The organism is Winogradskyella pacifica (assembly GCF_003386275.1).
In the GTDB taxonomy this organism is placed as follows: Bacteria; Bacteroidota; Bacteroidia; order Flavobacteriales; family Flavobacteriaceae; genus Winogradskyella; species Winogradskyella pacifica.
This window is the reverse complement of sequence record NZ_QREI01000002.1, coordinates 557140-577383: the sequence shown is the minus strand read 5'-3', so window position 1 is coordinate 577383 and position 20244 is coordinate 557140. Positions and strand designations below refer to the sequence as shown.

General features: G+C 33.8%; 18 protein-coding genes and 1 riboswitch. Of the genes, 8 read left to right on the top strand and 10 right to left on the bottom strand.

Features of this window, described 5'->3' with window-relative positions:
• Positions 1 to 165 precede the first annotated feature (165 nt).
• From DFQ09_RS06775 to DFQ09_RS06740, 8 genes are all read right to left on the bottom strand, one after another.
• A complete protein-coding gene (locus DFQ09_RS06775) occupies positions 166 to 963 on the bottom strand; it encodes a type 1 glutamine amidotransferase domain-containing protein (protein WP_181897153.1) in 798 nt (265 codons plus the stop codon).
• A 97-nt stretch (positions 964 to 1060) separates the two neighbouring features.
• Entirely contained in the window at positions 1061 to 2221 is a 1161-nt protein-coding gene (locus DFQ09_RS06770; protein WP_115808889.1) for an iron-containing alcohol dehydrogenase, read from the bottom strand.
• A gap of 21 nt (positions 2222 to 2242) precedes the next feature.
• The gene (locus tag DFQ09_RS06765) at positions 2243 to 3241 is read right to left on the bottom strand and encodes an NADP-dependent oxidoreductase (protein WP_115808888.1); all 999 of its coding nucleotides are present in this window, start codon (positions 3239 to 3241) and stop codon (positions 2243 to 2245) included.
• A gap of 13 nt (positions 3242 to 3254) precedes the next feature.
• Entirely contained in the window at positions 3255 to 3887 is a 633-nt protein-coding gene (locus DFQ09_RS06760) for an NAD(P)H-dependent oxidoreductase (protein WP_115808887.1), read from the bottom strand.
• 16 nt (positions 3888 to 3903) lie between these two features.
• Positions 3904 to 4569, bottom strand: a complete 666-nt coding sequence (locus DFQ09_RS06755; RefSeq protein ID WP_115808886.1) for an NAD(P)H-binding protein — start codon at positions 4567 to 4569, stop codon at positions 3904 to 3906.
• Position 4570: 1 nt separating this feature from the next.
• Positions 4571 to 5155 carry a TetR/AcrR family transcriptional regulator gene (locus tag DFQ09_RS06750; RefSeq protein WP_115808885.1) on the bottom strand — a complete coding sequence of 195 codons (585 nt, stop codon included), beginning with the start codon at positions 5153 to 5155 and terminating at the stop codon, positions 4571 to 4573.
• A 126-nt stretch (positions 5156 to 5281) separates the two neighbouring features.
• Positions 5282 to 6604, bottom strand: a complete 1323-nt coding sequence (locus DFQ09_RS06745; RefSeq protein WP_115808884.1) for a Na+/H+ antiporter NhaC family protein — start codon at positions 6602 to 6604, stop codon at positions 5282 to 5284.
• A gap of 54 nt (positions 6605 to 6658) precedes the next feature.
• Positions 6659 to 6756, bottom strand: a riboswitch (SAM-I-IV-variant riboswitch).
• 84 nt (positions 6757 to 6840) lie between these two features.
• Positions 6841 to 7578 carry an NUDIX hydrolase gene (locus DFQ09_RS06740; RefSeq protein WP_115808883.1) on the bottom strand — a complete coding sequence of 246 codons (738 nt, stop codon included), beginning with the start codon at positions 7576 to 7578 and terminating at the stop codon, positions 6841 to 6843.
• Positions 7579 to 7930: 352 nt separating this feature from the next.
• Here DFQ09_RS06740 and DFQ09_RS06735 point away from each other — a divergent pair, with 352 nt between their 5' ends.
• From DFQ09_RS06735 to DFQ09_RS06725, 3 genes are read left to right on the top strand one after another with little or no spacing between them, the layout of a single operon-like run.
• Positions 7931 to 9646: a purine-cytosine permease family protein gene (locus DFQ09_RS06735; protein ID WP_115808882.1), complete on the top strand. Its 1716-nt coding sequence runs from the start codon at positions 7931 to 7933 to the stop codon at positions 9644 to 9646.
• Positions 9647 to 9651: 5 nt separating this feature from the next.
• Positions 9652 to 11154, top strand: a complete 1503-nt coding sequence (locus DFQ09_RS06730; RefSeq protein ID WP_115808881.1) for a mannitol dehydrogenase family protein — start codon at positions 9652 to 9654, stop codon at positions 11152 to 11154.
• On the top strand, positions 11155 to 12114 hold the full coding sequence (locus tag DFQ09_RS06725; RefSeq protein WP_115808880.1) for a carbohydrate kinase family protein: 960 nt from the start codon (positions 11155 to 11157) through the stop codon (positions 12112 to 12114).
• Between the two features lie 96 nt (positions 12115 to 12210).
• Here the strand turns inward: DFQ09_RS06725 and DFQ09_RS06720 are convergent, their stop codons facing one another.
• Both DFQ09_RS06720 and DFQ09_RS06715 read right to left on the bottom strand, forming a co-directional pair.
• Positions 12211 to 12948: a hypothetical protein gene (locus DFQ09_RS06720; protein ID WP_115808879.1), complete on the bottom strand. Its 738-nt coding sequence runs from the start codon at positions 12946 to 12948 to the stop codon at positions 12211 to 12213.
• A gap of 207 nt (positions 12949 to 13155) precedes the next feature.
• On the bottom strand, positions 13156 to 14049 hold the full coding sequence (locus DFQ09_RS06715; protein WP_115808878.1) for an AraC family transcriptional regulator: 894 nt from the start codon (positions 14047 to 14049) through the stop codon (positions 13156 to 13158).
• Positions 14050 to 14235: 186 nt separating this feature from the next.
• Between DFQ09_RS06715 and DFQ09_RS06710 the strand changes: the two genes are divergently transcribed.
• From DFQ09_RS06710 to DFQ09_RS06690, 5 genes are all read left to right on the top strand, one after another.
• A complete protein-coding gene (locus DFQ09_RS06710) occupies positions 14236 to 15738 on the top strand; it encodes a BCCT family transporter (protein WP_245940318.1) in 1503 nt (500 codons plus the stop codon).
• Between the two features lie 54 nt (positions 15739 to 15792).
• Positions 15793 to 16437 (top strand): alpha-ketoglutarate-dependent dioxygenase AlkB family protein, encoded by a 645-nt coding sequence (locus DFQ09_RS06705; RefSeq protein WP_245940317.1) that lies wholly within the window; start codon positions 15793 to 15795, stop codon positions 16435 to 16437.
• 215 nt (positions 16438 to 16652) lie between these two features.
• Positions 16653 to 17327, top strand: a complete 675-nt coding sequence (locus tag DFQ09_RS06700) for an NAD(P)H-dependent oxidoreductase (protein WP_115808876.1) — start codon at positions 16653 to 16655, stop codon at positions 17325 to 17327.
• A 185-nt stretch (positions 17328 to 17512) separates the two neighbouring features.
• On the top strand, positions 17513 to 18109 hold the full coding sequence (gene kefF / locus DFQ09_RS06695; protein WP_115808875.1) for a glutathione-regulated potassium-efflux system oxidoreductase KefF: 597 nt from the start codon (positions 17513 to 17515) through the stop codon (positions 18107 to 18109).
• A 3-nt stretch (positions 18110 to 18112) separates the two neighbouring features.
• Positions 18113 to 20002 carry a monovalent cation:proton antiporter-2 (CPA2) family protein gene (locus DFQ09_RS06690; RefSeq protein WP_115808874.1) on the top strand — a complete coding sequence of 630 codons (1890 nt, stop codon included), beginning with the start codon at positions 18113 to 18115 and terminating at the stop codon, positions 20000 to 20002.
• The last annotated feature ends 242 nt before the right edge of the window (positions 20003 to 20244 follow it).

Sequence of the window (20244 nt, the reverse complement as noted above, 5' to 3'; positions counted from 1 at the left end):
ATGTTTGGTGGTGTAGGTCATTAATATCGAATAGAAATAGAAAGCTTCTGAGATGCTTAAGACTCTGAAGCTTAATTAAACAGACAAACAGACCTATGCAAACAAATAAAAAAGCCTGCAAACATTACGTTATACAGGCTTTCCGCTATTAATCAACTAGGGTAATTATTTCAATGTTTCTAATAACTTTTCAGCTACTAATTCTGATGATGCCGGGTTTTGACCTGTAATAAGATTGCCATCTTGTACAGCATATGGTGCCCATTTATCTCCATTAGAGTAGAACGCTCCATTTTCAATCAACATATCTTCAAGTAACAATGGCACAACTTCGGTTAAACCAACTGCTGCTTCTTCTAAATTTGAAAAACCGGTCACTTTTTTTCCTTTTACTAAGGCTGTTCCATCTTCATTTTTAACGTCTTTTAAAACTGCTGGTGCATGACAAACAAAAGCGATAGGTTTATTTTGGCGATCGAATTTTTCAATCAATGCTACTGAATTTGCATCATTAGTTAAATCCCATAAAGGACCGTGACCACCTGGATAAAATACAGCATCAAAATCATCTGGATTCATATCTGCTAATACTTTAGTATTTGCAATTTTATCTTTTGCATCAGCATCCTTGTTATAACGGTCAGTAGCTTCTGTTGCCGCATCTGGCGAATCACTACTTGGATCTACTGGTGCAGCTCCACCTTTTGGTGTTGCAATAGTAATCGTCGCTCCTTTATCTAATAATGTGTAATATGGACTTGCAAATTCTTCAACCCAAAATCCTGTTTTCTTTCCTGTATCTCCTAATTTATCGTGAGATGTTAATACGAATAATACCTTCATGTTCTTTTCTGTTTTTATTTCTTTTTGTCCTTCTGAAACGGTTTCAGAAGCTGTATTCTCTTTACAACTTGTGGCTGTAATTAAAGTTAGAATAACTACTATAGTTTGTAGTGTTTTCATTTTTATAAAATCTAATGTCTGTTTGAGTGTTGAAAAAATTGATCTTGATACATTTCGACGTCAACGTCCGGACACTCAAACTGACATTTAGTTAAAATTAATACGCCATTTTCACAATTTTCTCTACCTTATCTGGTGAAAGCGATTGGTGTTCACCTAATCCCAACCATCCACGATCAGTAAAACGTTTTGCTATTTTTTCAGCCGTCCCTTCATAATCTTTAGTGTAATCGGATAACTTAGTATCGATACCTAATTGATGAAAGAAAGCTGTTGTTTTTTCAATACCAGCATAAGCCTTATCGTCTGTGCTACCTTCGGTAACATTCCAAACACGCTCTGCGTATTGTGCTAGTTTTTCTTTCTTCGCTTCAAAATTAAACTTGTAATGGCTTGGTGCAATTACCGCTAAAGTACGTGCATGGTCAATGCCAAACAACGCCGTTAACTCGTGTCCCATCGCATGAACAGCCCAGTCTGAAGGCACTCCTTTTTGGATTAAGCCGTTTAAAGCCATAGTACAACTCCACATAAAGTTAGAAGCGGCTTTGTAATCGGTTGGATCTTTCATCACTATTGGTGCCACTTCAATTAAAGTTTGCAAAATACTTTCCGCGAAACGATCTTGTAAAAAGGCACCAACAGGATACGTCATGTATTGTTCTAAAACATGTGTAAACGCATCTGTTAAACCATTTGCCAATTGACGTTCTGGGATAGAGGTGATCACTTGAGGATCTAATATAGAGAACTCAGGAAATAAACCAGGTCCACCCATCGCTAACTTCTCTTGTGTTTCAGCTCTTGTAACTACAGCACCAGAATTCATTTCAGATCCCGTAGCAGGAAGCGTTAAAACAGTTCCAAAAGGCATTCCTTTTTCAGTTCTAATATTTTGGGTTAAAATATCCCAAGGAGTCTCACCATCATAAACCGCAGCTGCTGATAAAAACTTAGTCCCATCAATTACTGATCCACCACCAACGGCTAATAAGTATGTAATGTTTTCGTCTTTTATCACTTTTAATGCTTCCATTAACTTAGCGTATTCCGGATTTGCAGGAATACCTCCAAACTCAACAACATCTACTTTAGATAAGGCTGTTTTAACCTGATCGTAAATACCGTTTTTCTTGATACTTCCTCCACCATAAAGCAATAATACTTTGGCGTCTTTAGGTATTTCGTTTTCTAGTTTTTCTATCGTATCCTTTCCAAAAATTATTTTGGTAGGGTTTTTAAATTCGAAATTATTCATTTTCTTTTCTTTTTATATTTTTTATAATTCAACTACCATTTTCCCTTTGTTTTTACCTTCAAATAAATCGATAAAAGCACTTGGAATGTTATCAAAACCTTTAACTATGGTTTCTGAATAGGTTAGTTTGTCTTCTGCCAACCATGTTGATAATTGCTTCATAGCTTCTGGGAATTTGTCCGTATAGTTAGACACAATAAACCCTTGCATTAACGCACTGTTTTTTACTAAGAACGGTTGAACGCTCAAGCTTTTTGGTGCTTCCGTGTTATTATAAACCGAAATGGCTCCACAAACAATGATTCGTGCGAGTCTATTAATATTCACTAAAACCGCATCTGAAATTGGTCCACCTACATTATCAAAATAAATATCTACACCATTTGGTGCTGCTTCTGCAATGGCAGCTTTCATGTCTTTTGTGGTCTTATAATTGATACCAGCATCAAATCCGAATTTGCTTTTTAGCATTTCTATTTTTTCATCTGTACCAGCGATACCAATTACTCTCAGGCCTAGGATTTTTCCAATTTGTCCTACAACAGATCCAACGGCACCAGCTGCACCAGAAACGACTAATGTTTCGCCTGCTTTCGGTTTTCCAATTTCGGTTAATCCTGTGTAAGCTGTTAAACCTGTCATACCTAGAATACCCAAATAAGCAGATAATGGTGCTTTAGACGAATCAACTTTAGTTAATCCTTCCGCTTTAGAGACCTGTTTTGTTTGCCAGTTGAGCATGCCAGAAACAAAATCGCCAGCCTTAAATTTGTCGTTTTTAGATTCTAGTACTTCAGCAATTACGCCAGACTGAATTGGTTTATCAAGTTGAAATGGTGGCACATATGATTTGGCATCACTCATTCGTCCTCGTAAATAAGGATCTACAGAAACATATTTGGTTTCTAATAGTAATTCTCCTTGGTTTACTGTGTTTTCAGATTCCTCTGTTTTAAATTCGAAATCTGACATTGAAGGTTTTCCTTCAGGTCTATTTTTTAATAAAATTGTCTTTGTCATGATTCTTTGTTTTTTAGTCTATTACAGTTACTAAATCTTCCATAGGTTTTCTCACCTTAACAAGATCTACTAACCAATCTTCATTTTCTTTTCTGTAGCCAATAGGTAATAATACGGCGCTACGTAATCCTTTTTCTCTAAGTCCTAAAATTTCATCAACTGCGTCAGGATCAAAACCTTCGAGTGGCGTAGCATCAACACCTTCAAAAGCTGCAGCAGTTATCGCTTGTGAAAATGCGATATAAGCTTGCTTAGCAGCATGGTTAAAGTTTTCTTCCGCATCTTTTTGTGGATATGAGCTTAGTAGCATTTGGCGATAGTTTTCCCAACCTTCGTTTTTAAAACCACGAATCTCATTAGTTAAATCGAACATATAATTGATTCTATCTGCCGTGTACGTGTCCCAAGCTGCAAAAACGAGTAGGTGAGAGCAGTCTGTAATTACCGACTGGTTCCATGCTACAGGTTTAATCTTTTCTTTTATCTCTTGATTTTTAATCACTATAATCTCAAAAGGTTGTAAACCACTTGATGTTGGCGCCAAACGTGCTGCTTCTAAAATGCGTTGTATTTTTTCTTCTGGTACCACGTTTCCATTCATTGCTTTAGCGGCATATCTCCAATTTAATTTATCTAATAATTCCATATTTATAATTTCTTTTTTAAGCGTTGTTTCCTAATTTATTAATGTCATCTGACGTTATAATCACATCAGCATAATGGTTTGTATTTGCTAAGTATATCATAGCTTGCGCTATGGTTTCTGCATTTACTATTTTGTATTTCTTTAATTTACCGATGAATAGCGGTTGAATCACTTTAAAAATCACCAATCCTATTTTTTCTAATGGTCTAGATTCTTGTCTATCACCACCAATTAAAGATGGTCTTAGAATAAATGTTTTTTTAAGCTGCTGCTTTAAGACGTTGTGTTCCATTTCTCCTTTCGTCTTATTGTAAAACACAGTACTATTTTTATTCGCTCCCATTGCTGAGATAACCAAAAATGTAGGGATGTTATTTTCTTTTGAAAGCTTTGCAGCCGCAACCGGAATTCCGAAATCTATTTTCTTATATAGTGTTTTGTCTGGTGTCTTTTTCGCCGTGGTACCAATACAGCAATACACCTCGTCTGCTGTAAAATCATCTTTAAATTGGTTAAGCTCTAATAGATCGCCAATAAATTGTTTGACTTTATTTGGTAAACCTTCAATTTTTGAGCGTGAAAACAATTTAATGGTATCGTAACGGTCGTCTTCAATTAATTTTTGAAGTACTAAACCACCAGTTAAACCAGATGCACCTAATATGATTGCTGTTTTTTTCATACTATAGACACGTTTTTATACTGCTCCAAGCCGATTGATAAGCCTCTTCTAAATGTGCTTTATCTAAGGTAAATGATCCTCGTTTTTGAGTCATCATTAAAAATGATAAAGGGTTGATAGCGTAAGCATATAATATATAATCTGAAAGCGGTTTTATAACCCCTTCTTTTTTACCACGTTCCCAAAGATCGAGTAGTGGTTGTAAGTGCTTAATGCCTTCTTGTCTACTTTCCTCATCTATCATTGGAGTATTATCACACTGTGCTAAAAACATGGCATGCTCACATTCGTTGAGTTTAAAGTCTGCGATGCGTTTCCATATCATTTCAAAGCCTTCTTCAATTGGCATGTTAGGATCAAAATCGGCAAATGCATAATTGGTGTATTCCGCCTTAACATCTATATACGTTTGATTAACTAAGTCTTGTTTATTTTCAAAATATAAATAAATGGTTGCTGGTGACACATTAGCCATTTTAGCAATCTTACTCATAGGAGTCGCATGAAACCCGTTGTTGTTAACCAACTCTATGGTTGCCTTAACGAGTGCATTACGTTTATCTATACTTTTTTGAAGTTTTGCCATTGTGTTTAAATTCTGATACAAATATACGGCAAAAATGAACGTTCATTCTTTTTTTAACAAAGGTTTATGTTTAACCACTAAACAAGCACCAAAATATTCTAATAAGATGAGTGAGATCTGTTTAACCTAATCCGTTTTAGAGTTTACGTTAATTTTAGAATTGCTTCTGAATCCAATAAATAGAGTAGTAGACAATAATAGTAACACTAAATACCATGTATTAGATACCAAATCCACATACGTAATATTACCCTTCGCGAAACTCAATATCATTAACACTTGCGCGCCATATGGTAAAAGTCCTTGTGTAATACAGGCAAACACATCTAAGATTGACGCCGTTTGTTTATTATCCAGGCCATATTCATCATTAATAGATTTAGCTATAGATCCTGAAATTATAATAGAAACCGTATTATTAGCGATAGCTGTGTTGATGGTAGAAACTAAAGCTGCAATGCCAAATTGCGCTGTTTTCTGATTTCTAATCAATGTTTTAATTTTGACTAAAATAAATTCGATGCCTCCATTGAAAGCTACCAAAGCAGCTAAACCACCTGTTAATAAAGATAGCAGGAAAATTTCTGTCATGTTGGTAAAACCTGTATAGCTGATTCTTGTAAATTCAATAATTGAAAAATCCCCATAAAACACTCCTAGAATTCCCGCTGAAATCACACCCAACATCAAGGTTGTAAAAACGTTAATACCTATTATAGATAAAACAATCACAATAACATAAGGAGCAATCTTTAATATGGAATACGAATAGGCGACGGTTTCTGTACCATCCGTTTGCAGACTTAAGCCTTGATAAATAAGAATTCCAATAGTTACAAGCGCTGCAGGTAAGGCAATCTTAATGTTGGCTTTAAATTTATCGCTCATTTTACAGTCTAAAGATTGGGTAGCTGCAATGGTAGTATCCGATATTACCGATAAATTATCACCAAACATAGAACCACCTAATAAGGCTCCGCATAAAATCCCCAAAGAGAAATCACCAGTGTCCGCAAATCCAATCACTATAGGTGCCAAAGCTACAATAGCACCAACTGAGGTTCCCGTTGAAACGGATAAAAAAGCAGCGATGATAAAGACACCAAAATAAATGTATTGGCTATTAATGAGGTCTAATCCTAAATGAACAATCGTATCTACACTTCCCGTGGCTTTTGTGACGGCCGCAAATGCACCAGCCAGTAAATAAATTAAGCACATGGTGAGTATTTTCGGATCTCCACAGCCTTCTAAAAGTGTGCTAATTTTAGAATTGATGGACTGCTTAAACATGAGAAATGCCACTAGGATTCCTGCAATAACCGCAATAGGAGCAGGTAAGGCATAAAAGTCATTTTGAATAATTCCAACACTTAAAAACGTAATGATGAATACAAAAAATGGAAATAAGGCTTTAAAACTTGGGGTAATTGGTTTTATTGACGACATGAATCTGTTTTTTCAGAATCAAAAAAAGTAGACAACAAGTAAATACGTGGGAACTAGTGTAACGTTTTTTCCAAAGTATTTGGCTTATCATATTTAGCACCTTGCTCGTTACTGCAGGTTGCTATCTCTTTTTGAGATTCTTGATAATTAAGTGGGCAAAACTAAAGGGTTTTTAAATACTAAAACTTAAAATTGTGTTATTTTTTTAAACTAAACTTTAAAGTGCGTTTTTCGAATTAAATATTAATCAAGTAATTTTTATGATACATCTTTTTATAAATATCTTTACTAAACATGTATAACTGTGCTGGTTTTTTAGACACACCAACTTGTTTTTCATCTAAAGGAATGATGTACTTTTTATTAATCAGTTTTCGTCTGAAGTTACGGTTGTCAATCTCTATTCCTAAAATGGATTCGTAAAGATCTTGCACGTCGTTGATTGTGAATTTATCTGGAAGTAATTCGAATATAATAGGTTCAGCTAAGCATTTTGTTTTTAAATCTTCATGCGCTTCTTCAATAATCTGTTGATGATCGAATCCTAATTCTGGTAATTCTCTAAGCGGAAACCACTTGGCCTCATACTTATTATTATCAACATCAACATCTTCTGTTTTTAACAAGAAGTAATACGCTATGGTAATCGTTCTAAGGTTAAATTCTTGATTTTGAACCCAGATAAGATCTTTTTCATTTGATAAACGATCTGGATTTCCAAAGGCCTTAAACTGTTTTTTATACTGATTGGTCAAACCTGTTAGCTCCTTCAATACACGAGTTGCTGATTCATCTAAGGTTTCATCGTCATACACATGATATCCTGTAAGTACATAATCATCAACCAAGACATCCTTAGTCCTTTCAGATTCTAAATACCGTTTTATAAGTAGCACATTTAATGATTTGGTATTGGTATCGTATCCAAAAACCACGCAATCTACAGATAAATTAAGAATTTTATTAGGCGCCATAATATCAAATTATGTGATAAATGTAAATAATTATACCGAATAAACGTCATAATTACATTAATTATTAATTTATTGAATTCCTTATAAACAAAGCTTTTAAGTATCAATATACCATAGTATCAAGATAATATGATATATTTTTATATTTCAAATTAACAGTTATTCAAATATTATTTTATACATTTGACTAATAAACGTAAAAATGACGTTTATAAATATAACAGGATTAGAATTGTTAATACACAGAATTACAATTGCGTAATTCTTTATTCAGAACATAACCTAACGAGAAATACAATGGCATGTACGTCAGAATAAAATATTTAACAAGACTAATTTTAATTTATAAAACATGAGCGCAACCAATGATTTTCAGCAATTTGAAAGCTTAGAGGACGAACAATTACCAATTGCGAAACATAAATTACACAATTGGACGCATTTTGCTGGTATTTATGCCGCCGAGCATGTTGCTGCAACGGAGTTTGTTATTGGTGCTACTTTTGTCGCGCTAGGAGCTACAACAAAAGATATTCTATTAGGGTTATTAATTGGTAATATCTTGGCTGTTTTAAGTTGGACGTTCATTACATCGCCTATTGCTGTAGATACGCGATTAAGCTTGTACACCTATCTTAATAAAATTGCAGGAGATTCAATGACCAAACTTTATAATTGGGCTAATGTCATTATTTTTACAGTGATTTCTGCAGCAATGATTACAGTATCTGCAACAGCTGTTAGGTTTGCGTTCAATATTCCACCACAATTAAACTGGTATCCCACCAATTCTTGGTTTGTACTCATCGTCTTAATTGTAGGATCAGTCGTTGTATCTATAGCTATTTATGGTTTTAAAGCCGTTTCTGAATTTGCTGGTATTTGTGCTCCTTGGTTATTTGTGATGTTTACGTGTGGTGCTTTTGTGCTGTTACCAGCCTTATCTTTAGAAGTATTAGGTAAGCCATTACCAAATGGATGGGCCGATTTTATAAGCTTAGGTGACCAATCTATCTGGACAGGAGTGAACAGTGATGGAGAAGCGGGTATCGGTTTAACAGAAGTCATTGGTTTTGCTTGGGCTGCAAATACCATTACGCATTTTGGACTTATAGATATGGCCTTATTCCGATTTTCTAAAAAGAAAATATACGGATTAACAACGAGTACAGGCATGATGTTTGGCCATTATGTCGCTTGGATTTCTGCCGGAATTATGGGCGCTGGTGCAGCTGTTATCATCGGGAAATCTATAGTAGAATTAGATCCTGGTGATGTCGCTTATTACGCCTTAGGATGGTCAGGCTTTGTTATTGTAATTGTAGCAGGTTGGACGACCGCAGTTGCTAATCTTTATAGAGCTGGTTTGGCAGCACAAGCGATATTTAAAAATCATTCGCGTAAAAAAACCACCATAGCAGTTGGTTTAGTTACTATGGTAGTGGCCTGTTTTCCGTTTGTATTTTCTCAAATACTACCATTACTTACTTATGCTGGTTTATTAGTGGTGCCGGTTGGAGCCATTGTATTTTCAGAGCATCAAATATTTCCTCGAATTGGTTACACACGTTATTGGTTACACTATCGCCAATTAACGGTTAGCACTCCGGCTATTGCTTCTTGGGCACTTGGCCTTGTATTTGGTTTTGGACTAAACGCATTAAATGTCATGTCTTTCTTTTATTTATTTATACCAACTTGGATATTCACAATCGTCGTTTATACATTTTTAGCAGGACGCTATGGCGCTAAACGTAAGTATCCAGAAGCTGAAGAAAAAGAAAGGATACGCAACATCAATATCTCAAAATTTCAAGAGCAAAAAGCAGAAGGTGAGCGCATAATCATTAAAGACACATCACTTTTTACTAAATTATTAAGAGGTATTGCTTTACTTGTTTTACTCATTACGGTCGTCTTAGCCTGTAATGTTTTATTTGGCAGTGAAGATGCGGAGATGTACACACAAAATCGAGAGGTATTTTATAAGTATGCATTTATCTGTACAGTAATATATTTTGTAACAGCCTATTGGGCACTTAAGCGTGGAAAAATTAAAAACACCTAAATATCATGGAACATAACATCAAACTTAATCAAAAGAGTTTAACAGAAATTTCTAAAAGAATTTCTTGTCCAACTTACGATAGAAGCCAACTCAAAACGGGTATTGTACATATTGGTATTGGTGGTTTTCATAGAGCTCATGAAGCTTATTATACCGATCAATTACTACACAATACCGCAATAACCGAATGGGGAATTTGTGGAGTGGCCTTACTGCCTTCTGACACTAACATATATAACACGTTAAAAGCACAAGATGGTCTTTATACCTTAATGGTTAAAGAGTTTGATGGCTCACTGACCAAGCGTGTTATTGGCTCTATTACCGAAATCCTTTTTGCCCCAGCAAATCCGATAGAAGTCATTCAAAAAATGGCGAGTCCGGAAGTTAAAATAGTCACCTTAACCATTACAGAAGGCGGTTATAACTACAATGAAGCTACCAAATCATTTGATAAGGAGAATCCTGCAATTCTTCATGATATCGCACATCCATCAGCACCCAAAACCGTATTTGGCTATTTAACTCAAGCTTTAAAACTGAGAAAAGAGAACGGAAGTAAAGGATTTACTATTCAATCTTGCGATAATATACAAGGCAATGGAGATATGACCAAAACAATGCTTTTGAGTTATGTGCAAATGGTAGAACCAAGTTTGGTAGCGTGGATTGAAGAACATGTGTCCTTTCCAAATAGTATGGTAGATCGTATTACACCAGCAACATCACCTAATGATATTGAAAGATTACAAACAGAAGCAGGTATCGATGATGCTTGGCCTGTGGTGTGTGAACCTTTTAAACAATGGGTTATTGAAGATGATTTTGTAAACGGCAGACCACTTTGGGAAGCTGTAGGAGCACAGTTTGTTGAAGATGTTGTGCCTTACGAAAAAATGAAATTAAGCTTATTAAATGCAGGACATACAGTCCTTGGTGTTTTAGGAGCATTATCGGGTTATGCAACCATAGATGAAGCGGTTCATGATACTCAAATAAGTACGTTTTTAAAACATTATATGGATACGGAAGTTACACCAACTTTAGCCGATTTGGAAGGTGTGGATTTAGAAGCCTATAAAGCATCCTTATTGCAACGTTTTGGAAATGTAAACATTAAGGATCAAATAGACCGGATTTGTTCAGAAAGTTCTGCCAAAATCCCGATTTTCGTTTTACCAACAGTAACGAGCAATTTAGAATCGAATAGATCTATTGACTTTGCCGCTTTTTTAATGGCAGCTTGGGCAATTTATAGCTTAGGAAAAGACGACAACGGAGATGATTTAATAATAAAGGATGCTATAGCAACCACTTTACATGATAAAGCGGTAGTCGCATCAAACGGAAATCCTACAGCATTTTTAGAAATTGAATCTGTTTTCGGTCAACTTAAAACTTCTGAACGCTTTGTTGCAGCTTACACTTCAGCGTATCAAAATATAACAAAACTCGGTACCGAAAAGAGTGTTCTTAATTTGAACAACAACAACTTAAATACGATCTAAATGAAAAACATAGTTTGTTTTGGAGAAGTGTTATGGGATGTATTTCCTAACCGCAAAAAAATAGGTGGAGCACCTTTAAATGTAGCCTTACGGTTGCAATCCTTAGAGAATAATGTGTCTATAATCACCCGGATTGGTGACGATTCAGATGGCGATGGTATTTTTCAATTTATAAAAGAAAATGGAGTTGCTGTTGATGATATTCAAATAGATTCAGAATTAAAAACGGGAGAAGTGGCCGTTTCATTAAATGAAGAAGGTTCCGCTTCTTATACAATAAATTACCCAAGAGCTTGGGATCGTATTCAATTGACAAAAAGCGCTAAGGCTATTACTTTGGCTTCAGATGCTTTTATATTTGGAAGTCTAAGCGCTAGAGATTATAATTCTAAACAGACACTTTATTCCCTTTTAGAAATTGCTTCTTATAAGGTCTTTGATGTCAATCTTAGAGCTCCATATTACACTAAGGAGGTTTTGAATCATTTGATGGAGTCTTCGGATTTTATTAAGTTTAATGATGATGAAATCATAGAGATCGTTACACATCTTATTATGAAAGCTGCCGATTTTAAAAAGTTCAGCAATCATGAAATTTCAGAAATCATTGATAAGCTAAATTCAGAAACACAGAACTTAGAAGGTAGTATAAAATTTATTGCGCAGCAGACCCATACAAAATCAATTTGTGTCACATTAGGCTCTAAAGGCGCGATACTATTTTATAATGACACTTTTTATTACAATAAGGGTCATAAAATTAATGTCGTAGATACGGTAGGTGCAGGGGATTCTTTTTTAGCTGCTTTAACGGATAAATTACTCAAAGGAGAAGCACCGCAAACCGCTATTGATTTTGCTTGTGTCGTTGGTGCTATTGTAGCGAGTAGTGAAGGAGCTAATCCTAAACTAAACCCGAATGACATAGACGCCTTATTAGCTAAACATATAAATTGCTAAACTCTAGAACCCTAACTAGTAGCAATTTCAGAAAAGCTTTGTGATGTAATCATAAAGCTTTCTTTTTTAATAAAAATCTAAAAATACATCGCTTTTCTAAATAAATTTTTCTTTAATATCCTCTAGTTTTATAACCTTGGTTTTAGCAATAAAATCCATAAATAGATACATGGCTATTATATGGCAACTCACTGCTAATACCGTAAACGTTTTATCATATAACAAAAACTCATTAATAACAATTAAGGTAATTTGAAAAAAGGTAAAAATACTAGATGCTAATAAAACGGTACCATTATGGTACGTGTCTCTTATATAAATTATAGCAACCGTTATGTTGTAAATGATTAAACTAACACTACATATAATAAGAAAGAACACGTCAATACCGGGTAGAAAACTAATAACCAGGTCCAAAATGGAATAAAGGACATAAAAAATCAATATTGAGCTAACTATAAACGAAAAGGATAATAACGATTTCAACTTACCTTTATGTAAATATTTCTTGAGACTCAACGCGCAGCATATTAAATATACAGAAGCAAATATAGCAATCCAAACAAAACAATTTTCAAAACAAGAAGACGCTAACAGATCAGAAACTAATATGGCCAACAAGGCTATAATAAATAACGGATTAGCTTTCTTTTTGGTGAGATTTATGTATTTGAAAATAATAGAAAAGATAACAATAGGTAAAACATAAACAAGCTGTTCTCTTTCTAGGCAGATACTCACAATTACGGTTGCTAAAAATGAAATATAAAATAGACCATCAATAAAAGTTGTCTTATTAAAAAAACGAATATCGACTTCTCTAGTTTTAGTCATTAAAAGAAAAAGTATTTGTTATCATAGTACCAAATATACTTAATTTGTTTTTTAAAAAAGGACTCAATCCATTTAGAATCAGTCTTTATACTGTTTGTTTATGTTTCCACAATATAAAATAAATTGTCCGAAAAAAAGTACATTTATAAGTAATAGTTATCCATTAAGACAACGGATAACTAATGACAAGAGAAATATATATTAGACCTATGCACGAATAGTCGGTACACAAGTTCCTCTTTTTAGCATCATATATTCACCGTTATTTTTAAACTCACGGATCGAAGTACCAGCGTAACGCTTAAAGGTTTTAGACAAGTGACTAACATCTGTAAATCCGAGCTCATCAGCAATCTGAGTTAATGTAAAATCGGAATTTAGTAAACGTATTTCCACTAACTTCAATTTCGCTTTAATAATGTATTCGCGCAAAGACATGTGGACTTGTTTTTTAAAATATTCACTAACATAAGTCGAAGACATCATAAAAACATCCGCTAAGTTTTCGACTTTTAGTAATTCTGTTTTGTCTATGTTTTCATTAATATAAGTAAGCATTTTGACAATTCTGTCGTCACTGTTGTTTGGAACTTCAAAATAATTACTCTTTTTAATATTTCTGATAAGTATTTCTAGAACACTCGTCATAAGACTTGTAACAAGGTTAATTGAAGACTCCCCGTAACTTCTAGATTCTTGCAAAATCATTTCTATTAAACTTCCTAAATGATTTCTATCGATTTCGTTTTTAATAATATCTCCTGGCAATTGATTGTAGTTAGATAATATATAGGACGCCTCTTTAAACCACTCATTTCGGTCTATATTGATTCTATTTACATTCTTAAAAAAAGAATCCGTAAATTTTAGAAATACAAATTTTGTTTGTTTTTCTATGTTGAATGAATGACATTTTAAAGGAGGTAATAAAAAGATACTGCCTTTGCTGTAGCTGACATCATTATAGTTAATACACTGAGTACCGTATCCGTCTTTAATTAAAACCAATTCGAAAAAGTTGTTTTTAACAGGACGCTGTTTCCATTCTGTTAATTCTATTTCTTGTATTTCGAAAGGCTTAAAAGCTTCAATTATATGCATTTTGGTGTGTATTAAGGATAACTTGAAGCAAATTTAGTTGAAAAAGAATTACAAATTCATAATTCCACTTTACAAACCTTTTAAAGTACATTATTATCCCGCTTATGTACAAAATAGGATTCAATTTAGAGAGGAAGGAATTAGGATTTACATTCTAATCCTTATTTTTGCATAAACCTAATTCTCTTGATTTTAAAGCTTCTTAGAAAACATTCCATTTTATCTATTTCTGTAGGCATAATATTCACCTGTAGCTTAATCGTGTTTTTTGCAACAGAAGCAAGTTATAGCGCCATTGAAAGTGCTTCTTTATGGGTTCGGAATTATTTTGGCTATTTCTATTTATATCTAGGTTTTGGATGTGTGTTGGCACTCATATTTATTGCTTTTTCCAAATATGGAAACATAAAACTTGGGAAACCCTCCTCTAAACCAAAATATTCACTTTGGTCTTGGACAGCTATGTTATATAGCGCAGGAATGGGGTCTGGTATTTTATTAAGAGCAGTACAAGAACCTGTTTTTATGCAGCAAAATCCACCTTATGCATCCGAACTATCACCTAATATTTTAGCACTAGAGTTTACCTTTTATCAATGGGGACTAACAGCTTGGGCATTTTATGGTCTTTTTGCTATGGTTGTTGGCTATGCGTTGCATGTTAAAAAAAAGAAAGTCAGAATTAGTGCGACTATTGACGACCATATAAAAAGTAATTTTTTAAAAAAAGGCGTCGATGTTACGACAATTATAACCACTGTTTTTGGACTAATCGCAGCAATTGGTCTTGGAACAACCCAAATTAATGGAGGCCTCAATCATATTTCAGATTATGACTTCGGACTTACAACAACCATAGCGCTTTGTGTTTTTATTTCAACAGTAGCATGCTATTCTGCTTGGCAAGGCGTAAATAAAGGAATTAAAATATTTTCAACACTAAATATCATTGTCACTTTTGCTATTTTAATATTTGTGTTTACAACAAGCGATATGGGTGCTATTTTGGTTGCATTTGCTAAAACAACCCTAAATTATATTGTAGATTTTGTTCCCATGAGTTTAGCATTGGGATCTTATAATCCTGGTTTAGAGTTTTTAACCGATTGGACCTTCTATTATTGGGCATTTTGGTTGGCATGGGCGCCTTTTACAGGAATATTTATCGCCCGAATATCCAAAGGTCGTACCATAAGACAACTATTGTTAGGGGTTTTAATTATTCCTTCTTTAGGCACCTTTTTTTGGTTCTCCGTTTTTGGAACCTCTGCTTTCCATTTAATAGAAGACTGGGGCGTATATAATAACGAATTTAGTAATGTATTTGCTTCTATATTTGTGTTCTTTGAGCACTATCCGTACGCAACAGTTTTAAACATTACATCCCTGTTTTTATTGATAAGCTTTCTAATAACCTCTGTAGATTCTGCCGTATTTGTATTGAGTATGTTTACGGATAAAGGATCTAAAAACCCAAGTAAAATGCATCGCCTTATTTGGTCCGTTTTCATTTTACTAGCAACAATCGCTTTGATACTTTTAGGAAATTCTAAAGCGAATATCAATGTTTTAGAAGCTGTGCAGCGTTTATTAATTATAACCTCATTGCCTTTTTCTTTTTTCATCATTATTATGTTGGGCTATTTTATAAAAGACCTCAGGAAAAAGACAATTGAAGGAAGTAAATAACACATGATTTTTCTGTTAGTTTTTTACTTTTTTCGCGATTAACCTATAAATTATTTGGAGCATAATAACATGGATCTATTCAATCAAACTGAGTTATTTTCTACGGATGAAGTTATTAAAACAACATTTGATTTGCCAGGCGCTGATGTAACTTTATTTGAGAATTTTTTCTCTACAAAAGAAAGCAATAGACTTTACGATAGTTTACTTAAAAATACCATTTGGGAACAAGACTCCATGACCATTTATGGTAAGCAAGTTAATTTACCTAGATTAACGGCTTGGTATGGAGATACAGCAAAAACGGTGTCTTATGCTGACAACAATCGTAAAATGCTTCCATGGAATGCCGATTTAAAATGCATCAAAGAACGGGTAGAGCAGGAGGTGAGCATAAAATTCACCCGCTGTTTACTTAATTATTATAGAGATAGAAAAGACAGCGTCGATTGGCATCAAGATTATGAAGAAAGTCAACGTGAAAATACAGTTATTGGATCTGTTACTTTTGGAGCCACAAGACCTTTTCAATTAAAACACGCAACGCGCAACGATCTAAAACGAATTTCTATTCCGTTAGCTCATGGAAGTTTACTACTCATGCAAGGTGCGACACAAAATAACTGGAAACACAAAATACCTAAAACTTCAAAACCAATTCAACCTAGAATTAATCTTACTTTTAGATGGATCAAATAAACTTATACACGTAAGAATAGAGGTTTGTTTGTTTCTAAAAGGTATAAACAGGAGTAAACGACAGTGTTATTTTACTTAAATTATAAAAATCACAAGGTTTAAAAGCATAAAAACCTTTATTTATACCAATATCACCTTTTTTCGTACTTAAATAAGAAGAAGGATGCCTCTACATTTGCGTTAAAATAATAAACAACCTTTAAAAAACATATAAAATGAATACACCAAATATTACAAAAGAAGACATCTTAAATGCGTTTAATTTCAGACATGCAACAAAGGAATTTGATGCCACTAAAAAAGTATCAGATGAAGACATGAAATTCATCTTAGAAACAGCACATTTATCACCAAGTTCATTTGGTTTTGAACCTTGGCATTTTATCGTTGTTCAAGATAAAGAGTTACGTGAGTTATTAAAACCTGTTGCTTGGGGAGCGCCTTTAAAATTGGATACTGCTAGTCATTTTGTATTAGGTTTAAGCATGAAAGCACCAATGGTTAAACACGATTCAGAATATATTATGCACATGATGAAGGATGTAAAACAATTACCACAGGAGGTTATTGATATGTATTCTACATTTTACAGGGAGTTTCAAGAGCGTGATTTTGATTTAGATACCGATAAAAAGTTATTCGATTGGTCTTCAAAACAAACCTACATCGCTTTAGGTAATATGATGACTGCTGCTGCTTTAACAGGAATTGATTCGTGTCCAATTGAAGGGTTCCATCAAGAAAAAGCAGAAGCCTTATTAAAAGACAAGTTTGGAGTAGATACCGATAAATACGGTTTGTCATTTATGGCTGCTTTTGGATACAGAAAAGCAGATCCAGAATTCGGAAAATCAAGACGTAATTTTGAAGATATCGTGACGTTTAGATAAACATTTCTGAAGAATTAATTTTTTGTCATTTTGAAGTCAGTAAAGAATCTTTCAAAACAGAGCCCTCTATGGTGAGAATATCGAAATTATTAATGCAAAAAAAATAAGCGCATTATTAAGTATCACAAACTCAATAGTAGCATAAGGTATTCATCAATCAAATCTTTTTCAGTTAAATTTGTCAGATGAAAAAAATATTAGTCCTTTTTTCCCATCCTAAATTTGAGAAATCTAAGGTAAATGCGGCGCTCGTTAATCATATAAAAGACATGGAAGGTATCACGTTTCACGACTTATATGAACGTTATTCAGATTTTCATATCGATGTGAAAGCTGAAAAAGAACTACTTGAAGCGCATGATATTATAATCTGGCATCATCCATTTTACTGGTATAGTTGTCCTCCATTAATGAAACAGTGGATTGATTTGGTTTTAGAATTTGGTTGGGCTTACGGTCCCGACGGAAATGCGTTGTTATCTAAAACATGTTTAAATGTGATTACAACTGGTGGCGCAAGAGAAGTATATTGTTCTGAAGGCACAAATAGTTTTACGGTGAATCAGTTTTTACGACCATTTGAACAAACTGCAAATTTATGTGGCATGAATTATTTACCTCCATTTGCTGTCATGGGAACACATACGTTAACTGAAGACCAATTAGCAAACCATGTGAGTCAATATGGAAAATTAATTTATTTACTTCAACAAAATTTGACGTTAGACGATTTTAATGGCTGCTTTTTTCTGAATGATATTCCGCAACTTCAACCACAATAATATATGACAGGAAGTATACTTTTTGAAGCTATCGTATTTCTATTAGGTGCCATTATATGTGTATCTATAGCCAAACGATTAGGATTAAGTTCGGTAATAGGATATTTGTTAGCAGGTGTTTTAATCGGTCCTTATGTTTTAGGTTTTATAGGAAATGAAGGAGAAGATATTATGCATTTTGCCGAATTTGGTGTTGTCGTTATGCTGTTTTTAATTGGATTAGAAATTGAGCCCAAGAACTTCTGGAACATGCGAAAAACCATTATTGGAATGGGTGGTTTACAAGTAGGGGGTACGATGCTGCTATCTTATATGCTATTTACCTTTTTGGGTTATGATTGGAAAATAGCGCTTGTTATCTCTATGGCTGTCGCGCTATCGTCTACAGCAATTGCAATGCAAACCATTAAGGAAAAAGGGTTGATGGATACCACATTTGGCACGTCATCGTTTTCAATTTTATTGTTTCAAGACCTTATTGTTATTGTGATGCTTGGAGCAATGCCTTTGTTAGTAAGCACAGATGCTGTTTCTTCTGCAGATAATCATAAAGAACATATTAATTTATTAGATAATTTACCAATGGGTTTTCAAACCTTGGCTATTATTTTATCGGTTGTCTTAATCATTGTTGCGGGTAAATACTTAATTGTACCCATGTTACGTAAAGTCGCAAAAACAGAAGTACGAGAATTATTAATTGCGGCAGCACTTTTAATTGTCTTTTCTATTTCTTTTTTGATGGAGTATGTGGGCTTAAGTCCAGCTTTGGGTGCATTTTTAGGTGGAGTCGTATTATCAAATAGTGAATTTAAACACGAACTTGAAAGTACACTTGAACCTTTTAAAAACCTACTATTAGGTTTGTTTTTTATGGCTGTAGGTGCCTCAATTAATTTTATTGTTATTGCAAAAAGCCCGTTGACCATTGGCGGAATATTACTGGCTATTATCGTCATAAAAGCAGCTGTCTTATTTGTAACGGGTTATGTTTTTAAACTGAAATTAGATCAGAAATTATTGCTGACTTTTGGATTGGCACAAATTGGTGAATTTGCATTTGTATTATTATCATTCGCTTTTGGGTTGAATATTTTAAATCAAGAACAAATGGATATGATGCTTGTAATAACAGCATTAAGTATGTCACTCACACCAATTATAAGTATTATTAATGAACGATTGATTCTTCCAAGAATTGGAACTAAAGAATCTGTACAACGACCGATGGATCATATTGCAAAATCGCAAAAAATAATCTTGGTTGGTTTTGGACATTTTGGGAGTACAGTTGGGCGTTTTTTAAGATCACATGGTGTTGAAGCTACCATTTTAGATCAAGATTCTAATCGTGTAGATTTTCTAAGAAAGATGGGATTTGAAGTGTATTATGGAGATGCCACGCGTTTAGACTTGTTAGAATCTGCCGGAATAGCCGAAGCCAAAATCCTAATTTGCGCAATTGACAATCCTAGTGTTACGAAGCACGTAACTAAAATGGTCAAAGAAAAATATCCACATGTTGAGCTTATGATTCGTGTTAAAAATAGATATGAAGCCTACGATTTATTAAATTTAGGAATGGAAAACATATATCGCGAATCGCTAGAAACCTCTTTAGTTTTAGCAAAAGATGTATTAAGCAAAATGGGCTTTAGAAAACATACCTTAAATACACAAGTTCATAATTTTATTAAATATGATGAAGCGATAATTAGACGTTTAGCTAAAGAACTGAAACCAGGTGACGACAGCTATATTTTTAAAGCTCGACAAGAATTAGAGCAACAAGAAAAATTCTTAAATGAAGATTTTAAAAGAGGCATTGTAGAATTTGATAATCAATGGGATAGCGAGCACATTAGAAAAGCTTTAGAAAAGACCAAAGATTAAATACGGTTGTTTTTCACCAGTACCTACTGATGCTTAGGATACAATAAAAACCAATGATTTATTCAATAGAACTCTTACCATATAAAAAAGAAACGCTATTTAATGAAGCATTTTCCATAAAACGTATCAAATTTTGTATCTTTTGAAACGCAATACATAATATTGATTTAAATCTTAATAAATAAAATTAGTTAAGAGATAAAGAACTAGTTTTGCGTTTTTTTTTGAAAATCAAAATTTTC